The organism is Oceanobacillus sp. E9 (genome assembly GCF_001741975.1).
Taxonomy (GTDB): Bacteria; Bacillota; Bacilli; order Bacillales; family Amphibacillaceae; genus Oceanobacillus; species Oceanobacillus kimchii.
The window spans coordinates 1-17,501 of the sequence record NZ_LSNA01000011.1 but is presented as its reverse complement, the minus strand read 5'-3'; the positions used below and the strand labels follow the sequence as shown (position 1 = coordinate 17,501).

The 17,501-nt window shown below is 36.9% G+C and carries 23 protein-coding genes; all 23 read left to right on the top strand.

Annotated features, from left to right (window positions below; genetic code table 11):
• Window position 1 precedes the first annotated feature (1 nt).
• Window positions 2-220 (top strand): hypothetical protein, encoded by a 219-nt coding sequence (locus AQ616_RS18505; protein WP_069686544.1) that lies wholly within the window; start codon window positions 2-4, stop codon window positions 218-220.
• Window positions 204-410: a hypothetical protein gene (locus AQ616_RS18500; RefSeq protein ID WP_069686543.1), complete on the top strand. Its 207-nt coding sequence runs from the start codon at window positions 204-206 to the stop codon at window positions 408-410. Before AQ616_RS18505 ends, AQ616_RS18500 begins: the two co-directional genes overlap by 17 nt.
• Window positions 411-425: 15 nt before the next feature.
• Window positions 426-1,682 (top strand): phage portal protein, encoded by a 1,257-nt coding sequence (locus AQ616_RS18495; protein ID WP_240490533.1) that lies wholly within the window; start codon window positions 426-428, stop codon window positions 1,680-1,682.
• The gene (locus AQ616_RS18490; protein WP_346421891.1) at window positions 1,660-2,442 is read left to right on the top strand and encodes a head maturation protease, ClpP-related; all 783 of its coding nucleotides are present in this window, start codon (window positions 1,660-1,662) and stop codon (window positions 2,440-2,442) included. The genes AQ616_RS18495 and AQ616_RS18490 overlap by 23 nt, the downstream gene beginning before the upstream one ends.
• 115 nt (window positions 2,443-2,557) lie before the next feature.
• Window positions 2,558-3,754, top strand: coding sequence for a phage major capsid protein (locus AQ616_RS18485; RefSeq protein WP_069686594.1), 1,197 nt, complete (start codon window positions 2,558-2,560; stop codon window positions 3,752-3,754).
• Between the two features lie 28 nt (window positions 3,755-3,782).
• Window positions 3,783-3,968: a hypothetical protein gene (locus tag AQ616_RS18480; protein ID WP_069686542.1), complete on the top strand. Its 186-nt coding sequence runs from the start codon at window positions 3,783-3,785 to the stop codon at window positions 3,966-3,968.
• Window positions 3,969-3,999: 31 nt separating this feature from the next.
• Window positions 4,000-4,284: a head-tail connector protein gene (locus AQ616_RS18475; RefSeq protein WP_069686541.1), complete on the top strand. Its 285-nt coding sequence runs from the start codon at window positions 4,000-4,002 to the stop codon at window positions 4,282-4,284.
• A complete protein-coding gene (locus AQ616_RS18470) occupies window positions 4,281-4,607 on the top strand; it encodes a phage head closure protein (RefSeq protein ID WP_069686540.1) in 327 nt (108 codons plus the stop codon). The genes AQ616_RS18475 and AQ616_RS18470 overlap by 4 nt, the downstream gene beginning before the upstream one ends.
• Window positions 4,608-4,976 (top strand): HK97-gp10 family putative phage morphogenesis protein, encoded by a 369-nt coding sequence (locus tag AQ616_RS18465; RefSeq protein WP_017797568.1) that lies wholly within the window; start codon window positions 4,608-4,610, stop codon window positions 4,974-4,976.
• On the top strand, window positions 4,973-5,296 hold the full coding sequence (locus AQ616_RS18460) for a hypothetical protein (RefSeq protein ID WP_069686539.1): 324 nt from the start codon (window positions 4,973-4,975) through the stop codon (window positions 5,294-5,296). The genes AQ616_RS18465 and AQ616_RS18460 overlap by 4 nt, the downstream gene beginning before the upstream one ends.
• Window positions 5,297-5,869, top strand: a complete 573-nt coding sequence (locus AQ616_RS18455) for a major tail protein (RefSeq protein WP_069686538.1) — start codon at window positions 5,297-5,299, stop codon at window positions 5,867-5,869. It abuts the gene before it with no gap.
• Between the two features lie 9 nt (window positions 5,870-5,878).
• Window positions 5,879-6,214, top strand: coding sequence for a phage tail assembly chaperone G (gene gpG / locus AQ616_RS18450; protein ID WP_084822511.1), 336 nt, complete (start codon window positions 5,879-5,881; stop codon window positions 6,212-6,214).
• A 216-nt stretch (window positions 6,215-6,430) separates the two neighbouring features.
• On the top strand, window positions 6,431-9,745 hold the full coding sequence (locus AQ616_RS18445; protein ID WP_069686537.1) for a phage tail tape measure protein: 3,315 nt from the start codon (window positions 6,431-6,433) through the stop codon (window positions 9,743-9,745).
• Complete coding sequence (locus AQ616_RS18440) at window positions 9,745-10,452, top strand: distal tail protein Dit (protein WP_069686536.1); 708 nt, start codon at window positions 9,745-9,747, stop codon at window positions 10,450-10,452. The genes AQ616_RS18445 and AQ616_RS18440 overlap by 1 nt, the downstream gene beginning before the upstream one ends.
• An 81-nt stretch (window positions 10,453-10,533) precedes the next feature.
• Entirely contained in the window at window positions 10,534-11,283 is a 750-nt protein-coding gene (locus AQ616_RS18435) for a hypothetical protein (RefSeq protein WP_069686535.1), read from the top strand.
• A 17-nt stretch (window positions 11,284-11,300) separates the two neighbouring features.
• Window positions 11,301-15,218, top strand: a complete 3,918-nt coding sequence (locus tag AQ616_RS18430) for a phage tail spike protein (protein ID WP_069686534.1) — start codon at window positions 11,301-11,303, stop codon at window positions 15,216-15,218.
• Window positions 15,215-15,598, top strand: coding sequence for a hypothetical protein (locus tag AQ616_RS18425; protein ID WP_069686533.1), 384 nt, complete (start codon window positions 15,215-15,217; stop codon window positions 15,596-15,598). The genes AQ616_RS18430 and AQ616_RS18425 overlap by 4 nt, the downstream gene beginning before the upstream one ends.
• Entirely contained in the window at window positions 15,598-16,029 is a 432-nt protein-coding gene (locus AQ616_RS18420) for a hypothetical protein (protein WP_069686532.1), read from the top strand. Before AQ616_RS18425 ends, AQ616_RS18420 begins: the two co-directional genes overlap by 1 nt.
• Window positions 16,019-16,291, top strand: a complete 273-nt coding sequence (locus AQ616_RS18415; protein ID WP_069686531.1) for a hypothetical protein — start codon at window positions 16,019-16,021, stop codon at window positions 16,289-16,291. The genes AQ616_RS18420 and AQ616_RS18415 overlap by 11 nt, the downstream gene beginning before the upstream one ends.
• A 54-nt stretch (window positions 16,292-16,345) precedes the next feature.
• Window positions 16,346-16,603 (top strand): hypothetical protein, encoded by a 258-nt coding sequence (locus AQ616_RS18410; RefSeq protein WP_069686530.1) that lies wholly within the window; start codon window positions 16,346-16,348, stop codon window positions 16,601-16,603.
• A gap of 101 nt (window positions 16,604-16,704) precedes the next feature.
• Complete coding sequence (locus AQ616_RS18405; protein ID WP_069686529.1) at window positions 16,705-16,977, top strand: hemolysin XhlA family protein; 273 nt, start codon at window positions 16,705-16,707, stop codon at window positions 16,975-16,977.
• Window positions 16,978-16,998: 21 nt separating this feature from the next.
• Window positions 16,999-17,232, top strand: coding sequence for a phage holin (locus tag AQ616_RS18400; protein ID WP_069686528.1), 234 nt, complete (start codon window positions 16,999-17,001; stop codon window positions 17,230-17,232).
• 64 nt (window positions 17,233-17,296) lie between these two features.
• Window positions 17,297-17,501: N-acetylmuramoyl-L-alanine amidase family protein (locus AQ616_RS18395; RefSeq protein WP_139136391.1), on the top strand; the 205-nt coding region annotated here is incomplete at its 3' end.

Below are 17,501 nucleotides of genomic sequence, written 5' to 3'. Positions count from 1 at the left end.
CATGGGATATTTAGCAGACGATAAAATACCATCCTATTTTATTAGAATGGATGATGAAGATTATAAAAGATTATACAAAATCTTTAAAAGAACAAAAAACAAGCGCATAAAGAAAAAGCTGGCAAAAAGAATCGATTCTTTAGTTGAACCTTTTACAGAAAAGGAAGCCCTAGAATTATTACTACCTTCAGGAGTGAACATTGATGGCAAAAGCAATTAAAAATTTCATAACAGCATTTTTTATTTCCTTCTTTACCAAATGGTTGGAGGATTTTTTAATATTATCTGCTTTAGTAATTGTGGTTGTAAACACATATTTAATTACTGTTATTAGTCCAAATATATTGGCTGGTAATTATGTGCTTGCAGCCTTTTTATTTATTATCGGCATTGTGCTAGCGAGGAGGTAAAGGAGGTGGTAAACATTGATATTTAAACAAGCTTTAGCCCCCAAAGCTCAAACAGAAACATCTGATCTCAAAAACCCAGAACCATGGTTTTTACGAGCGTTTGGACACTCTACTCAAAGTGGGGAGAAAGTAACGGTCAACTCTGCTCTTGGTGTTCCTGCAGTTTATGCGTGTGTGAACATCCTTGCTAATGGTATAGCGACTTTACCTATGCAAACATTCAAACGCACTAAAACGGGCAGGGAACGAGAAAAGAAACACATTGTATCTAAGCTATTAGAAACTAGACCTAACCAATACCAAGGTCCTTTTAAATTTAAACACTTAATTGAAACCCATCGTAACTTGTGGGGGAATGCTTATATCAATATAGAATGGGGAGCGGATGGCCGGCCGAAAGGATTATGGTTATTAAATCCATCTAACACAGAACCAGTTGTTGATATAGCCACGAATGAGTTGTGGTTTCATACCGTATTACCCGATGGAAAAAACGTAAAGATATGGCACGGAGATATAATACACCTTACCTCATTATCTACTGACGGAGTGAAGGGAAAGTCCCCAATCCAACTTATACGTGAATCTATCGGAAGCGCACAAGCTGCTCAAAAGTTTAAAGGTAGTTTTTATCGTAACGGGGCAGCAACAACTGGCGTGTTAAAAGTAGAAGGCATGTTAAATCCAGAAGCAAAACAAGTTGTAAGGGAACAATGGGAAGAAGCGAACACTGGAATAAACAATGCACAGCGTATCGCCATCTTAGATGCAGGTTTGGATTATCAAAGTATTCAGATGCCGTTGAAAGACGCACAGTTTATAGAAAGTATGAAATATGATAAGACCGAAATTGCGACTTTCTATAATATTCCAATGCATATGGTTAATGAATTAGATAGATCAACCCATTCTAATATTGAACAGCAAGCAATTGATTTTATTCGAAACACACTTAGTCCTATTTATACGCAATATCAAGAGGAATTCACTTATGGACTGTTCTCTGAAAGAGAAGCCCAAAAATATTATATTAAGTTTAACTTAGAAGCTTTATTAAGGGCTGATAAGAAAACACAAGCTGAATTCTATAAAATCATGACTGAAATCGGCGGATATAGTATTAATGAAGTTCGTGAATTAGAAGACAGAGATGGTATAGAAGGCGGAGACAAACACCGGGTAGATTTAAACCACATTTCAATTGATATCGCAGACGAATATCAACTTGCAAAATCCGGCTCGAAAGGGGGTGGGGAAAATCAAGAAGAATAGCATACAAGCGCCAGTATTAATGAGTGCCACACCAATTCAAACTAAGAATAAGCAATTGATGACGGTGAAGAACCTCACCTCTAAATCTGCCGATCTTTATATCTACGGTGAAATTGTAGATAACACGGATTGGAAGTGGGATGAATCAGATGTTATGCCAGATGATGTACTAGAAGCATTAAACACTATAGATGGCTTGGATGAGGTTAATATTTATATTAACAGTCCTGGTGGATCAGTATTTGCTGGACAAGCTATTTACAACATGCTTAAACGTAACAAGGCGAAGAAAAACGTTTATATTGATGGTGTTGCAGCATCGATGGCATCTATTATCGCAATGGTGGCGAATAATCTTTATATTCCTTCTAATGCTTACCTAATGATTCATAAACCATTAACAATTGCTATAGGTAATGCTTCTGATTTCAGAAAGATGGCAGACGACTTAGATGTTATTGAATCTGGATTAGTAAACATTTATGAAGAAAATTTAATTGATGGAGTGGATATTGACACCATTAAAGATTTGATGGAAAAGGAAACATGGCTTACTGGAGAAGAAGCAGCACAATATTTTAATGTGGAAGTAGTAGACTCAAAAAACATTGCAGCGGTTGATGGAGATTTGTTAGCTAAATATGAAAAGACACCACAGAAATTAGTTGCAAAAGTTAATGAACCTAATAAAGACACGCAATCGACTTATGATGTAGAATTAATTCAATTTCAAAACGAACTGGACCTACTAGCATTGTAAGGTCTATTTTTTATGTTTAAAAAACAAGGAGGAAAAACAATTGAAAACAATTTTCGAAAACGCACTAAACCGATTAATGACTAACTCTAAGGTACTTTCTGTTCAAATGAATGGAATGACCAAGCACGAACAGGATTTACGTCAAAATGCATCTGATTTAAAAGATGAAGCAAAAGCTCTTATGGATGAAGGCAAGCAAGATGAAGCAAAAGATAAACTAAAGGAAGCGAAGGCAGCAAAGGAAAAGCTTGATAACTTCTTAGCGTTAAAAAATGATTTTGATGGATTTAGCATTCCAGAGCCACAGGCAGCTGCAGGGTCTATTATACCTCAGCCAAAAAACGAGGAAAAACCAGAATATAAAGCGCTCTTCTTTAAAGCGTTAAAAGGTCAAAAACTAACTGATGAAGAAGCAGAGGTGATGGAAGGATATTATGCACGTCTGTCTAAAGAAAGTGGCGAAGATGGTGGATACATTATTCCAGAAGACATTTCCACTCAAATTAATGAGCTGGCACAGACTACCGATGACCTTCGTCAATATGTGACTGTTGAGCCGGTCACAACAAACAAAGGCTCTCGTACTCTTGAAAGACGTGCAGATCATACACCGTTAGCGCCATTGTCCGAATACGGTGATCCAAATGCTATGCAGGAAATTGCTTCTCCAAAATTTGACCGATTATCTTATGTAATCGACGATTATGCGGGATTCTTACCTGTGGCAAATACTGTTCTTGCCGACACGGATCAAGCACTTAAAGCTTATCTAGCCAAATGGATTGCAAAAAAATCAAGAGCAACGGGAAACCATCTAATTCTAGAGCAACTAAATACACTTGAAAAAGTTGACTTGAAAGATTACCGAGGAATTAAAACTACTCTTAACGTTACACTCGATCCTGCGTTTGCTGAGGGCGCATTAATAATTACAAACCAAGACGGATTTAACTATCTAGATCAATTAGAAGATAAAAATGGCCGTCCATTGTTGCAGCCAGATCCAACTCAAGCAACACGTAAATTATTATTCGGAACGCATCCAATCGTTAAACTATCTAATAAAACAATTGCCACCCAAGCAGGTATGGCGCCGTTTATAATTGGAGATTTAAAAGAGGCAATCGTGTACTGGAATCGTCAGCAAATGCTTTTAGATATGACCAAAGAAGGCGGAAACGCTTGGAGAAGTAATACAACTGAATTCCGGGTTATTGAGCGTGAAGATGTTACTAAATGGGATGAAGAAGCAGTTGTATATGGTCAAATTGACATCACTGCCCAACCAGTAGAAGAAACTCCAGAAGTTTAAAAATTTAAAATAATAGGAGGTAATCTCAATGAAAGTAAAAGTGCTAAAGAAATTTAGAGATAAAGAAACGAAAAAAGTTTTTGATCCAAAAGGTAAAGATAACTCTGTTTATGAAGGTACTGAAGAAAGAATTAAAGAGATTTCTGATAAAGGATATGTTGAAAAGCCTAAAAAGCAATCTACTAAGAAAACCACAAAGAAAGAGGACGCTTAAATGCGTTCTCTTTTTATTTTGAGGTGATGTTATGCAAGTGAAAGAAATTAAAGAATACTTGCGTATAGAACATGATGAGGACGACTCTTATTTAGAAATGTTGGTTGTTCGTGCGAAAATGTATATCCGAAATGGTGTTGGAAAGTTGGACGATGACAACGAACTTTTTAAAATGGCAATCACTGTTTTAGTTGGTCACTGGTATGACAATAGAGAGTTATCAAGAATCGGTAACAATTCCTATAGTATTCCGCATTCGTTCGAAGCGATTATTCAACAACTAAGATATTGCTATGTGGGGGTTGATGCAGAATGAATCCAGGAGATTTAAAACAACGTTTAACCTTCATAACTCCAAAACCTAAAGAGGGTGGATATCCTGTACCTGGTCACGATACGTATACCAAAGCATGGGCATCATTGCGATTATTAAAAGGTTCTACAAGATATGCAGCTGCACAAGTGCAAATGGAGCATAATAGAGAGTTTACTATCCGTTATCAATCTAAACTCACCGACGACGAAAGACCGGAAGAATTGTCTGTACTGTGGAGAGGAAAGAAACACTCCATTGAGTCTATTGAAGATGTGGACGGATTGAAGAAGGAAATGCTTGTTGTATTAAAGGCGGTGTCTTAAATGGATATGCAATTTCAAGGATTAGACGAACTCATGCGTGAACTGGATGGTATGGAAAGAGACACCGAAAAATCTAAAAAAGATGCACTTGAAGCAGGCGGAAAGGTAATGCAAAAGTCTGCTAAAGATATCGTTCGTGTCCGTACTGGTAATTTGAAAGGGCATATTGAATTATCAGATGTGGAGAATGATCAGATAGAAGTTTATGTAGATAACCAAGGTAAGGCTTATTACGGTTATATGTTAGAGGTTGGTACTTCGAAAATGTCTGCACAACCTTTTATGGGGCCTGCATTTAACCAGAATCGAATTAGAATCGAACAAGCTATGGCAAATAGTATAAGAGATTCATTGAGGTCATTCCTATGAACCAATTAATAATGGACACATTAGGACCAATAGGAATACCAGTTGAATATCAAAATTACACAGGAAGCGAAAAAGAATATATTCGCTTTTTTTATTTGCCACAAGTGGATTTTCAAAGCGACGATGAAGAAATTTACAGCACAGTTTATGTACAAGTTGATTTATTTACACCATGGGACCCTAACAGTAATGCGAAACAAATAAAACAACGTATGAAACAAGCAGGATTTAAAAAGAATTTCGAACATGAATTATTTGAAGAGGATACAAATTTATTTCATTACGTATTACGGTTTTACATTATAAAGGAGGAAGATTAAATGGCAACTGTAGGATTAAGAGATATTTATTATGCAAAAGTAACAAGCGACGACGAACAAGGAACGGTTTACGAAACACCTAAACGTATGGGACGCGCTATCACTGCTAATGTGCAGCCTGCTTACAACAGCGCGGAATTACGAGCGGATGATGGGGTGGCTGAAACTGCTGAATCCAGAGGGGTGACAACGGTTGTAGTTAATACTGATGACTTGCAACCCTCTGTACAAGCAGACGTCTTAGGAAAAACAGTGAATGATGACGGGGTTTTAATCGATAGCGAAAACGACCGACCTCCATATCTCGCTATAATGTTCCGTGCAGAAAAAGCAAACGGGGCCTATCGCTATACAGTATTGTACAAAGGCAAATTTACACCACCAGAAAACAACTATGCTACAAAAGAAGAAACGCCTGCTTTCCAAACACCTACAATTAATGGTCGCTTTTTACGTCGTGCATCTGACGATAAGATTGGAGCGCAAGTGGATGAAGATGGAGAAGGCGTAAGCACAGAAATAATTGACAACTGGTTTGAATCTGTTTATGAAGAAACAGTTCCAGAAGTGTAGGAGGTAGCTATGAAAATTACACTGTATAAACCACAAAAAGTGGATGGAGAAAATAAAAGAAAAGAATCAATTTATAAAATTCCTTTTGTTTCTGCTAGACATCACCGTAAATTACTAGAATACGAACAAACCATAGACTATACCGAAATGACTTTAGAGGACACAGACGAACTAGTAGGGTTTGTTTGTGATGTATTTGGTAACCAATTTACAATAGATGAATTCTATGATGGTGTTCCTTCACATGAACTGGTAAGTGTTATCGGAGACGTATTCTTTTACGTTCGTACAGGTAAGGACCCGAAAGAAGTAAAAGAAGAGGGAAACGAGGAGGGGAAGTCTTAACTCCAGAACAGATAAAAGAGTTAAAGGCTTCCCGAAAGAAAAAGGCTAAAGAAGATTTAAAATCTATGAAACAACTATATAAAAAGCTATTTAAGAATGGGTGGACTCTCAATGAAATAGATGAGATGGACATCCATTTTTATTTTAGTTTGTTCAGCGAAAAAGAAGAACAGGTGTACATTGATGAACTTAATCTGGTCTAGGAGGAGGTAACGAATGGTAAATGTAGGATCATTACGTACAACGATTAGCTTAGACTCTGCACAGTTTCAACAGGGTATGGCCGGAGTTAACCGTCAGTTAAAATCATTGAAACAAGAACAAAAAGCCGTTACCTCTTCTGGAACAGGATTTGCACGTGGATTAACTGAAATGCGAGATAAGTCTGACGTTTTGACTCGTACATTAGATTTACAAAGAGGCAAAGTCCAAGAGTTGCAACGTAGATATGAGGAAAGCAAAAGAGCTACAGGCGAAAATTCAAAAGAAACTCAAAAAGCAACTGAAGCCTATAACAAGGCTGTAGCTGAAATGAATCGTACTGAAGAACAGTTAAAAAATCTTAATGCAGAAATTGAACGTCAAGAAAATCCTTGGAATCGTTTATCTGAACAAATGGATAACACCGGTCAAAAAATGCAAGATTTCGGTCGAGGGATGAGTGACTTTGGTAAGAACTGGACTATGAAAGTAACTGCCCCTATTGTGGGTGCTGGAGCATTAATGCTTAAAACAGGTATGGACTTCGAACAATCTATGTCTAATGTACAAGCTGTTTCTGGTGCTACAGGAGATGATTTAGCAAAACTTGAAGGTGCAGCAAGAGAAATGGGTTCACAGACAAGTAAATCAGCTAGTGAAGCAGCGGATGGATTGTATTACATGGCATTAGCTGGTTGGGAAACTGAGGAAATGCTAGGCGGATTAGAACCTATTCTTCGTTTATCCGAAGCAGGGGCAATGGATTTAGGTCGTGCATCTGATTTAGTAACAGATTCCATGTCAGCGATGCAGATTGAAGTAAAGGACTTACCCGCATATCTTGATAATGTTGCAGAAGCATCTAGACGATCTAATACCAACATTGATGCATTAATGGAGGCGTATGTGGTTGCAGGTGGTAACTTAGCAGCGTTTAATGTACCTCTTGAAGAATCTACAGCAATACTAGGGTTACTTGCCAATCGTGGTTTAAAAGGTAGTGAAGCAGGTCGAGCGCTTAACGCAGTAATGGTAAACCTTACATCCGGTGCAGGTCAAGCAGGCGCAGCTATGGAAGAACTAGGGATTAGCGCATTCGATTCCGATGGGAATTTCATTGGTTTAGAAGATACTCTAAGATTAGTAAAAGATCGTACAAAGGATATGACGGAAGAACAAAAAGCACAGTATATTTCCATGTTAGCTGGCAAAGAGCATCTTAAATCATTTCAAGGAATGCTTGCTGGTTTGGATGAAGAATACGGAGAATTAAAAGGTAGTGTATCTGATGCAGATGGCGCATTAAACGATATGGCAACTACCATGCAGGATAACGCACAGGGTAATGTAACTCGTCTTAAATCAGCCTTTGAAGAACTGTCTATTCAATTTGCAGAGCATTTACTCCCTATGTTTACTGCTGGTGTTGAAAAGGCACAAGATCTAGTTGAATGGTTCAGTGAATTAGAGGATGATACCAAAAAGAACATTGTAACTATGGCAGGATTAGCAGCGGCTGTTGGTCCAGCTGCAATTGTCTTAGGTAACTTAACTACTGCTGTTGGAGGATTGTTGCGAGTTGGTGGAAGTTTATCCAAGATGATAGGTACTGCTAAGGGTGCTGGGATGGCTGGGCGAATTGGATTACTAGGACTTGGAGGACCTACTGGGTTAGCCATAGCAGGGGTAGCAGCATTAGGAGCTGTTTTCTTGGCGACCAGAGATAGCGGGCAAAAATTACATGATGTTAATTATGATCTTATAGAAAGTGTAGATGCTGAAATAGAGGCTTTAAACGATTTAGAATCTCAATTTAGCGGATTACACGACAAAAATAAATTAACGACAGATGAAATGTTACGTTATATGGACATCATGGATGAAATAGCTAACGCTAAGAGCGAAGAAGCTATTGCGAAATTAAAAGATGAACAGGCTGAATTACTAGAAAAATCTGGCTTGACAAACAAAGAGATGGATACCTTTCTGCAATTAAATGATGAAGTTGTAGAAAAATCACCTAGTGTAACTACAGCTATATCCGACCAAGGAAATGCTTATGTTGATAATTTAGAAGCATTAAAAGAGCTGAATGTTGAAAAACGCAAAGAACTCATAATGAACGCTAACCGTGAACTTGAAAAAGCTTTAGAAAACGAAACGGCATTGATTATAGAACAAAAAGATTTACAAACTGAAATAAACGAAATGGAGCAAGATAGAAACGATGCGTATCAAGCTAGATTCGAATTATCTAATCAAATTGCTGAAGAAGAAATAAAACAAAACGAAATAAATCAACAAATAAAAGATTTAAAAGCTGAAATGGAAGGATTGGATGGTGACGCGCTTCATAATGCAGAATCAAAATTAGCTATCTTAGAATTAGAAAAAATAGAACAAGATACTATTGTTGAGTCACTAGAACATGAGAAGCGTGAACAGGGCAAAATTTATGATAAGTTAACAGAGAAATTGAGTAAGAAAAGAGAAGATTTAGCTGTTACAGAAGAAGAACTTAAAGAAATAGATAAACTTCAAGGTGATTATGAACAATTGATTCTTGCCCAAGCTGATATTACAGCAGAAAAAGGAAAAGGCCTTCAAAAAGTTTATGAAGAAATAGAAAAAATTAAAGATGCTAAAAGTGAACTAGATAGAAAACATAAATCTGGTGAAATCACGACAGAAGAATATGAAAAGCAAAACAGAAAGTTATCAGATCAAAAAGAACGATTGTTGGATGCCAAAGGGCAACTGGAAGATATAAACACTCTTGCCGGAGAAACAATTTATGACAAAGAAGTGAATGTTAATGCTAATCCTAGTTTATCTGCTTTCAATCGTGATTGGTCACAACCAATTAGCAAGAGAATTAATTTAAACGCCCAAGTAGCAACAACGGGCGGTTTAACAGGTGCTGCACTTAGAGGTTATGCAACCGGAACAAATAACCACCCCGGTGGTGCATTTATTGCAGGTGAAGAAGGTTGGGAACTAGGACGTAAAGGTAATCAATGGGAAATGTTAAACTTTGGACTCTATGATCGTCCGCAAGGGTATCAAGTATTTCCACATGATGAGTCTAAGAAAATATTAAATGCTTTAAATAACACTCAAATACCTGGTTATGCTACTGGTGCAAGACCACCAGGAGAAGCAAACCGAATTATTGATGAAGTAAACAATCCATCGTCAAGTCAACCTGTAGTTATTGAAGTCCATGTAACAAGTGAAATGGATAGTAAAGCAGTTGGACAAGGTGTTGCAAGAGTAGTTACTGATATACAAAGAAGAGATACAAACAGAGCAAGGAGGCGACCTTCATAATGAAAGCTATGACATTTAACAATAAACGTAATCCTAATTTTATATTATTAGAAGGTCGTACAAAAGCTCCATTCCATCCAATATCTCGAAATATAGTATCTACTCCAAAAGGGCATAGATTAAAAGATTCTAAAAAAGAATTACTTTATATAAGTCAGCCTATAGGATACCTTGTTAAAGATGATGTCGATGCTCTAAAAATAAAAGATGAACTAGCTGAATGGCTAGTAACAAAAGAAATTGCACCATTACAACTTGATGATGAACCAAGACGCACCTATTGGTGTGTGGTACAAAATAGCATTGATGATTTGAGTCGCTTTGCTTATACAAGACAAGGCACAATACAATTTTTATGTTTTTATACTACAGGCGAACAAAAAACAATCCCAGTAACCGCCACACCAACAAGTCACACAATTACTGGACAAGACGAAACACCTTGGACTGTAGAAGTAGTGTTTACTGGTGCTACGGATAAATTTGAATTACAGACAAATAAAGGGTTGTATCTGTTATTAGGATATAACTTTATCGAAGGTGATAGGCTAACGATCAAATATGAAAATCGTGAGGTATGGCTTAATGGTGAAGATTTACGACATGCGGTACGAATGAAAAGTAATTACGAGATGTTGAGTCTAGGAAGTATTGAAGTTAGTGCAAGTCACGAATGTGAGTTAATTTATGATGAGCGATACTATTAATATCTTATCAATGTATTTCTATTTAAAATAAAGTATTCTTCTTTTTCTGTTAATATTAATGTAGAAGAAAGGAGAACTTATATGAAAATGACCACTTTTTGTAATGTTTGTATGAGAGAAGCAAGATTTAAAAACTTTGAATTTATTAGTACTGATTTTAATGACGAGGGTGTGTATAAGTTAATATGTAGCAGGAATCATCAATCGACAATCATAATTCAAGATGAGAAGTTTGAAGTCTTGTTTGATATTGGTAGCCTTGCTCTATTAAATGGTTACACTATTCAAGCAGTTGCCAGTATTGCTGCTAGTGTTGAACGTTTTCATGAGTTTTGCATTAAAGTATTTTTAGAACATAATGGTACTGATTCTTCGGAAGTAGAAACAGCGTGGAAACAATTAAAGAATTCATCTGAACGACAGTTGGGAGCATTTCATGTGATGTATTTAAATGAATTCAAAAAGGCTCCCACTATAATGAAACAAAACTGTGTTGCATTTAGGAATAAAGTAATACACAAAGGATATATCCCAACATATTCAGAAACAAAAGAGTATATTAAAGAAATGTTTTATTATATACAAAGTATATTACAGGAAGTAAACCCCCGGTATCAAATAAGCTACGTTAAATTAGCTCTTGAAAGACAACAAGATTTGGCGGAGAAGTTTAATATTAGATACGACAGTACAATTTCAATGAATTCACAGATGATTTGTCTAGCACGGGAACCCATTGATTTAAAGAAAGATACATTTGAAAATAGATTCGAACTGTTAAATACGGTCAATACAATCCAATATAGGCACCAACTGCAAAGTGATACTTAACAGTAAGGAGGAGATCAATGTCAGAGTTATATATTTTTAGTCAATACGAACAACCATTAACCATATTGTCCGAAGATACAGGGCTTGTTAGTACACAATTCCGAGAGGAGAAAAACAGCGTACCGACAACGCCTTTTTCTTTTACCATTGAATCTGATCATGCATTAGCGAAGCATGTTAAAGATGAAAATAAAGTTGTCTTCAAAGACCGAGAAGGCGACTGGCGCATGATGGTTATTCGTGAGTTGGATGATTCAGATACTATCGAAGGCCCAATAACAACCGCCACATGTGAGCCTGCTTTTCTAGCTGAGTTAAATGATCATATTGTTGTGGATAGACGATTTAACGAACGCACCGCAAATGTAGCTTTAGATGCTGCACTGGAAGGCACGCGTTGGCAGGGAAGTGTAGAGGTCGAACTTGGTAATGCTACTACTAACTTTTATTATTTAACCAGTGTGGATGCTATATGGGATATTTTATCCACTTGGGGTGGTGAGTTTAAAGACGTTATCGAATTTGATGAAGAAACAAATGAAATCACTGCTTTTAAAATTAAAATCATCCAACGACTTGGGAAAGAACATGGTCAACGTTTTGAGATTGACCACAACATAACGGAAATCGGTCGTACTGTTTTATCTTATCCAAAGACAGCTTTATATGGTCGAGGTGCATCATTGCCATATGAAGATGACGAGGGAGAGCATACAGGCGGGTATACACGCTATATCGGTTTTGAAGATGTGGAATGGAAAGTGTCAAACGGCGATCCAGTAGATAAACCAAAAGGACAACGGTGGGTAGGTAGTCCAGATGCGCTTGCTAAATATGGTTTAGAAGATGGTACAAAACATCGTTATGGTACTTACAGCAATCAAGACTACGAAGACCCAGAAGAACTATTGAAAGCAACTTGGCATCATTTACAGACGGTTGCTAGCCAAGTTGAAGTTAATTACCGTTTATCTGTTGAACTATTTGACGATGAGGTAAGTCTTGGTGATACTGCCACAGCAATTGACCGCAAGTTTTCTAGACCGATAGAAATACAGACTAGAATTATTGCTTTGGAATATGACCTACTGGACCCGGATGGCACAATGGTTGTTGAGATGGGGCAGTTCTTGGATTTTAACGATAACCGTCTAGATGACCTTGAAAAAGAAGTGGAAGGGATTAAACGGAATCCTCCTAAGCAACAAATTGATGAAAACAGTTATCCTAATCAAAAACCAAGTACTCCAATTAATCTTGAAGCCCATGCAGGTATGGAAGTTATTCAACTGTACTGGACATATGCGGATGAATTATTTATCAAGCATTATGAGGTTTACGGAAGTCGTACCGAGGACTTTATTCCAGATACTCAACACTTATTGTGGAGAGGTCAAGTCAGTGCCTTTTCTCATGCGGTAGGAACTGACGAAGTATGGTATTACCGAGTAAGGGCAGTCAATTATCACGGCACACCTAGCGATTGGTCAGTTCAAATATCTGCTGCAACTCATCGTATTATAAGTGAGGATATATTATGGGGTCCAGACTTAGCAGAGCGAATGAGGGAATTGCACCACGTTAGCGATATTATCGGTGAGGGCGGTGTAGATTTTGACCAAATATCACAGGAAGCTAAGAACCTTCTAGACCAGCAAGCAAGGCAATACACCAACGAACAGATACAAATTACTCGTGATGATCTTTTAGGGGATATAAGTGATTTATCCGATAATTTAGAGTATGTGGAAGGTCAGTTAGTAGATAAAGTTAATAAGGGTGATGTGTACACCATATCTGATATTGACGGCATGTTTCGTAATACAGTAAGTGTTACTCAATATCAAACAGATATGGATGGTGTTGTAGAAAATTTAGAACATCATACTTCTTTAATTGAACAGAACGAACGGGAAATACGTAATCGTGTGGAGCAAACTATATTTGAAAATGAGACTGGCTATTTAAGGCAGTCTATTAGCGATGTTCGTCAGTTTGCAGAAGGTATTGAGTCAACTGTAAGTAATATACAGATTGGTGGGCGGAATTTATTGCCTAATAGTAATAAATACGATAGGTGGGATGCTTATGCCGGGGCAACAGTTAATAAAACTCCTTTTGATATGAAGGGAGAGTGGGGTTTTTCAGATGCTGTTAGAATGACAACCGAAGGGGGAACTAATACCATTCGGTTACTCTATACTACTTCTGGAAGATTGACCGAGCCTATGGTTATGAATCAAATTTATACCTATTCAATGTACATTAAAAACATGGGAGAAAAACCTATCAGGCTATTTCTTAACGGCTTAGGTATTAACTCTTCCCAATCTTCTTTAACTATTGAATCTGGTGAAAGTGGACGATTTTCTTTAAGTGGAACAAGAAGAACTAACTATGATTGGTTCCAACCTCAACTTAGACCAATAGATATATCAGATGACATTGATGTGATTATAGGTAGAGAGCAAATCGAAAAAGGTAACGTTGTAACCGATTGGACACCTGCACCAGAAGACACAGACCAACGTATGACCCAAGCAGAATCACGTATTAGGCAACTTGCAGATGAAATAGACTTAAAAGTTGATGTTGACGGCATTGTATCTCAAATAAACCTTAATCGTGAGGGGGTACGTATTAAAGGTAACTTAATACACCTAGATGGAACCACATTAATTAACGATGGGGTTATTCAAAATGCCCATATTGCCAATGGAACTATTGAAAGAGCCAAGCTAGTACGTGCAATCATCGGTGAAGCGCAGATAGAGGACCTAGCTGTTACGGATGCAAAAATTGCTAGTTTAAATGCAGATAAAATCAACGCATCTAGCTTGTCTGCTATTTCAGCTAACTTGGGAACTGTTCGAGCAGGAAGATTGTTAAGTAGTAATAACAACTTAGATGCAAACCTAAACACAGGTAATATCACATTAAGAAATGCTAATCTTACCATTGCTAATGGCGCACAAATCAACTTTGAGGATGCAGGAAATACACTCACATATCGTAAATATGATAGTAGTGACGGATTTAGTCGTTCCGCTGGTGTTGGGGTTGGAGATCGTATTGGTGGACGTTATCCGTTTGCTTATTTAGGTACTACAGGAGCATCTAATCTAGATAGTCTATCACCTTACTTTAGTGGTTTTATTGCTAACTCTACTGCAGCAACCGGAGCAGACAATGCAGCCAATAGTGTAAATGGTTTTATATTCCAAATGCGTAATCGTGCAGTAGGTTGGGATAAAGGCATAACATTTGATTTCAATGGTAATCCAACTATTACCATGATTGGTGGGCAGTCAAACGATTATTCTATTGGTGCTCTTTACCAAATTAGAGGTAAGCAAGCATTTAACGTTATTAATGATTATAACAGTCGTAGTGGATGGTTTATAGAAACAACTTATTCTGGTAATGGTGCAGACATTACTTTCCGGGGAATGTACGGAGCTGATTATAACTACCAAATTGGCGGTAATTCTTCAAGTAATGCAATAAGGAACATTTATTTACGAAACACGCCAGTCTATCCGTCTGATGAACGTTTGAAAGAAGATATATCTCTTAATGAATTAGGATTAAATTTTATAAATGACATTGATACACGCACGTACCGACTTATACAGAAACGTTCTGAGGAAAAACGAAATAAAATTCAATTTGGAATCATAGCGCAACAGTTAAAGTCAACATTTGAGAAGTATGAAGTTGATATAGAAGATTATAGCATTATTGGGGTTGATGAGGACGGAATGTATACTGTTCAAGAATCTCAATTACTTTTCCCTACTATTAAATCAGTTCAAGAACTATCAGCAAAATTAGACGACGAAATCAATTGGCAAAGAATTGAGTATACTCTTCTAAAAAATAGGGTAGTAGATTTAGAGAATGAAATAAAAATATTAAAGGAGATGGTAGCATGAATTTTACTAAAGAGGTAGAGTATATTTTTAATTATGAGATTGACGGACAAACATTAACCATAACGGAGCATCAATTTGTGGATGATATTGAAAATCGACGTTATAGATGGGTTGATCCTGAAGGGTGGGGATATCCGCAACCTTTACAATATGCCGGTACAGGTGCAGAATTTCAACAAATTGAAGCTGAATTAATTGGAGAGTCTTTGGTATATCAGAGTGAGCGTGAGGAAATAACAGTGGTCGTATATGATTTAAAAGATGTGGATGTAGTTATGACTACAACAGTTACTAAAACTATTAGGGAAGGTAATGTAAATTATAACTTTACAATAAATAACGTATCTAATTACCTAAAAAAACTTGGAGGAAATGCATAATGGTAAAATTACAAAACAAATATCTTAAAGATGCTGCAGAATTTCTTCAAAATGTAATATCAACAAAAGGCAAAAAGAACCTTCACCGCATGAGAGTGGTGAAGGTTTTATTATGCCAATATGAGAAAGTGGCCGAGGAAGAAATCACTCTTTTAAAAGAATATGCCAAGACAGACGATCAAGGAGAATTTGTTAAGAATGAAGCTGGTGGATTTGATATGGATGATTACAAAGGCTTCAATGAACAACACAAGGAGTTATTTGAGGAGTATTTTACCCTTGATGATAAGAACCTAGAGCCTGCTTTAAAAACCGTAGAGAAGTTAGTAAATGACTTTGATAAAGAGTTATCTGGAAAGAATGCAGAAATGCACTATCTACTTGTAGAGGCATTTGAATCTAACGAAGGAGAGGGTACAGATGATGAATGAATATACTTTTGAAGAAACAAGTTCACGTACGGTTGAGGTGAATGGTGAACGTTTAAGACGTATTGATTATAATGGTATTGATCCTAACAGAACGGAGCCGGAAGTTGATTACTGCAATATTAGTGGTAGAGTGTTTGTTGATGAAATGGCATTTTTCCAAGCTGCTATTGAAGGGAATATATCTGACTTGATAAAAGATAAAGTCATTGAACGATTAAATGAAAGACCAGAGGAACAACCAGAAAACGCTGAATTAGCTTAATGATTAAATAATTCACTTTTCTTTCCGATATACGAAGTAGAGAGGGGGGAGATTTTGATTTTTCACCAGAGAGAAGATGTTAGAAAGTTCATAAATGAATTTGAATATAAAGAACTGTATATATTTATTCAAGAAAGATTAGATGAACTTACCGATGAAGGGGATTTTGAAAATGGTCTTGAAGATGAAGTACTATTTGATGAAGTTGCTAAAATGGCTAGCAGAAAATACTCTTTGTCTAAAGAAGATGTATATTTAAAATTTCATGATATCGAAATGAAAGTAAATGAATTTATGATTGCAAACAAATAACTAAAACCGGGGAGCCACTACTCCCCTTAGCCCATCATGTCGGGAACATGGTGGGTTATTTATATTGTACGTTTTTATGTCGGGATGTTAGGGGGTTACGAATGTCACAAAAAGAGGAGATGGACATTGTGGATAGAACACAACAGGACATCATGGAGATTAGACATGACATTAAAAATATAAAAAATGATGTCTATACATTACAGATGAATGATGCAAAACAGGACGAAAAAATAGTCAATTTACAATCTACATTATCTTCTATACAAGATGATACAAAGTGGATAAGGCGAATGATTACAAAAGCAATTGTTACCGCAGTGATAACAGGAATTATCAGCGGAGCTATTGCTTTATTTTTTGCTAAATTTTAAGACTTGAAGGAGGTGAGAAGCATGGATAAAGCGACACTAACACGTACCATAGTATTAGTTATTGCATTGGCTAACCAGTTCTTAGTGACATTCGGATTAAACCCTATACCGGGGACAGAACAACTATGGGGAGAAGTAATAGCAATGATTATTACTGCTGCAGCTGCTACATGGGCATGGTTCAAAAATAATTACATCACAGCACGAGGTAAGAGCCAAAAAGAAGTATTACAACGAAATAGCCTTATTAAATAGGTGGCTAGTCCAAACGGGCAAGCCATTTTTTTTAATACAAAAATATTAAGAGGAGGAATTTATTATGAGTAAAATTTATTTAGATCCAGGACATGGTGGAACAGATCCAGGTGCAGTAGGAAATGGTTTGCAGGAGAAGAATGTCACATTATCTATTGCACTAAAAACCAGAGACATTCTAAATCGTGATTATGAAGGGCATAGCATTCGCATGAGTAGGACAAGCGACACGACTCGGAGTCTTGCACAACGTACAAATGATGCGAATA

What these genes read in the sequence shown, in the direction of transcription:
- AQ616_RS18420 (WP_069686532.1), top strand. Translation starts at nt 15,598, where the DNA reads ATGGTAAAATTACAAAACAAATATCTTAAAGATGCTGCAGAATTTCTT.
- gpG (WP_084822511.1), top strand. Translation starts at nt 5,879, where the DNA reads ATGAAAATTACACTGTATAAACCACAAAAAGTGGATGGAGAAAATAAA.
- AQ616_RS18440 (WP_069686536.1), top strand. Translation starts at nt 9,745, where the DNA reads ATGAAAGCTATGACATTTAACAATAAACGTAATCCTAATTTTATATTA.
- AQ616_RS18455 (WP_069686538.1), top strand. Translation starts at nt 5,297, where the DNA reads ATGGCAACTGTAGGATTAAGAGATATTTATTATGCAAAAGTAACAAGC.
- AQ616_RS18425 (WP_069686533.1), top strand. Translation starts at nt 15,215, where the DNA reads ATGAATTTTACTAAAGAGGTAGAGTATATTTTTAATTATGAGATTGAC.
- AQ616_RS18460 (WP_069686539.1), top strand. Translation starts at nt 4,973, where the DNA reads ATGAACCAATTAATAATGGACACATTAGGACCAATAGGAATACCAGTT.
- AQ616_RS18470 (WP_069686540.1), top strand. Translation starts at nt 4,281, where the DNA reads ATGAATCCAGGAGATTTAAAACAACGTTTAACCTTCATAACTCCAAAA.
- AQ616_RS18400 (WP_069686528.1), top strand. Translation starts at nt 16,999, where the DNA reads ATGGATAAAGCGACACTAACACGTACCATAGTATTAGTTATTGCATTG.
- AQ616_RS18475 (WP_069686541.1), top strand. Translation starts at nt 4,000, where the DNA reads ATGCAAGTGAAAGAAATTAAAGAATACTTGCGTATAGAACATGATGAG.
- AQ616_RS18465 (WP_017797568.1), top strand. Translation starts at nt 4,608, where the DNA reads ATGGATATGCAATTTCAAGGATTAGACGAACTCATGCGTGAACTGGAT.
- AQ616_RS18505 (WP_069686544.1), top strand. Translation starts at nt 2, where the DNA reads ATGGGATATTTAGCAGACGATAAAATACCATCCTATTTTATTAGAATG.
- AQ616_RS18445 (WP_069686537.1), top strand. Translation starts at nt 6,431, where the DNA reads ATGGTAAATGTAGGATCATTACGTACAACGATTAGCTTAGACTCTGCA.
- AQ616_RS18485 (WP_069686594.1), top strand. Translation starts at nt 2,558, where the DNA reads ATGACCAAGCACGAACAGGATTTACGTCAAAATGCATCTGATTTAAAA.
- AQ616_RS18500 (WP_069686543.1), top strand. Translation starts at nt 204, where the DNA reads ATGGCAAAAGCAATTAAAAATTTCATAACAGCATTTTTTATTTCCTTC.
- AQ616_RS18405 (WP_069686529.1), top strand. Translation starts at nt 16,705, where the DNA reads ATGTCACAAAAAGAGGAGATGGACATTGTGGATAGAACACAACAGGAC.
- AQ616_RS18430 (WP_069686534.1), top strand. Translation starts at nt 11,301, where the DNA reads ATGTCAGAGTTATATATTTTTAGTCAATACGAACAACCATTAACCATA.
- AQ616_RS18415 (WP_069686531.1), top strand. Translation starts at nt 16,019, where the DNA reads ATGATGAATGAATATACTTTTGAAGAAACAAGTTCACGTACGGTTGAG.
- AQ616_RS18480 (WP_069686542.1), top strand. Translation starts at nt 3,783, where the DNA reads ATGAAAGTAAAAGTGCTAAAGAAATTTAGAGATAAAGAAACGAAAAAA.
- AQ616_RS18435 (WP_069686535.1), top strand. Translation starts at nt 10,534, where the DNA reads ATGAAAATGACCACTTTTTGTAATGTTTGTATGAGAGAAGCAAGATTT.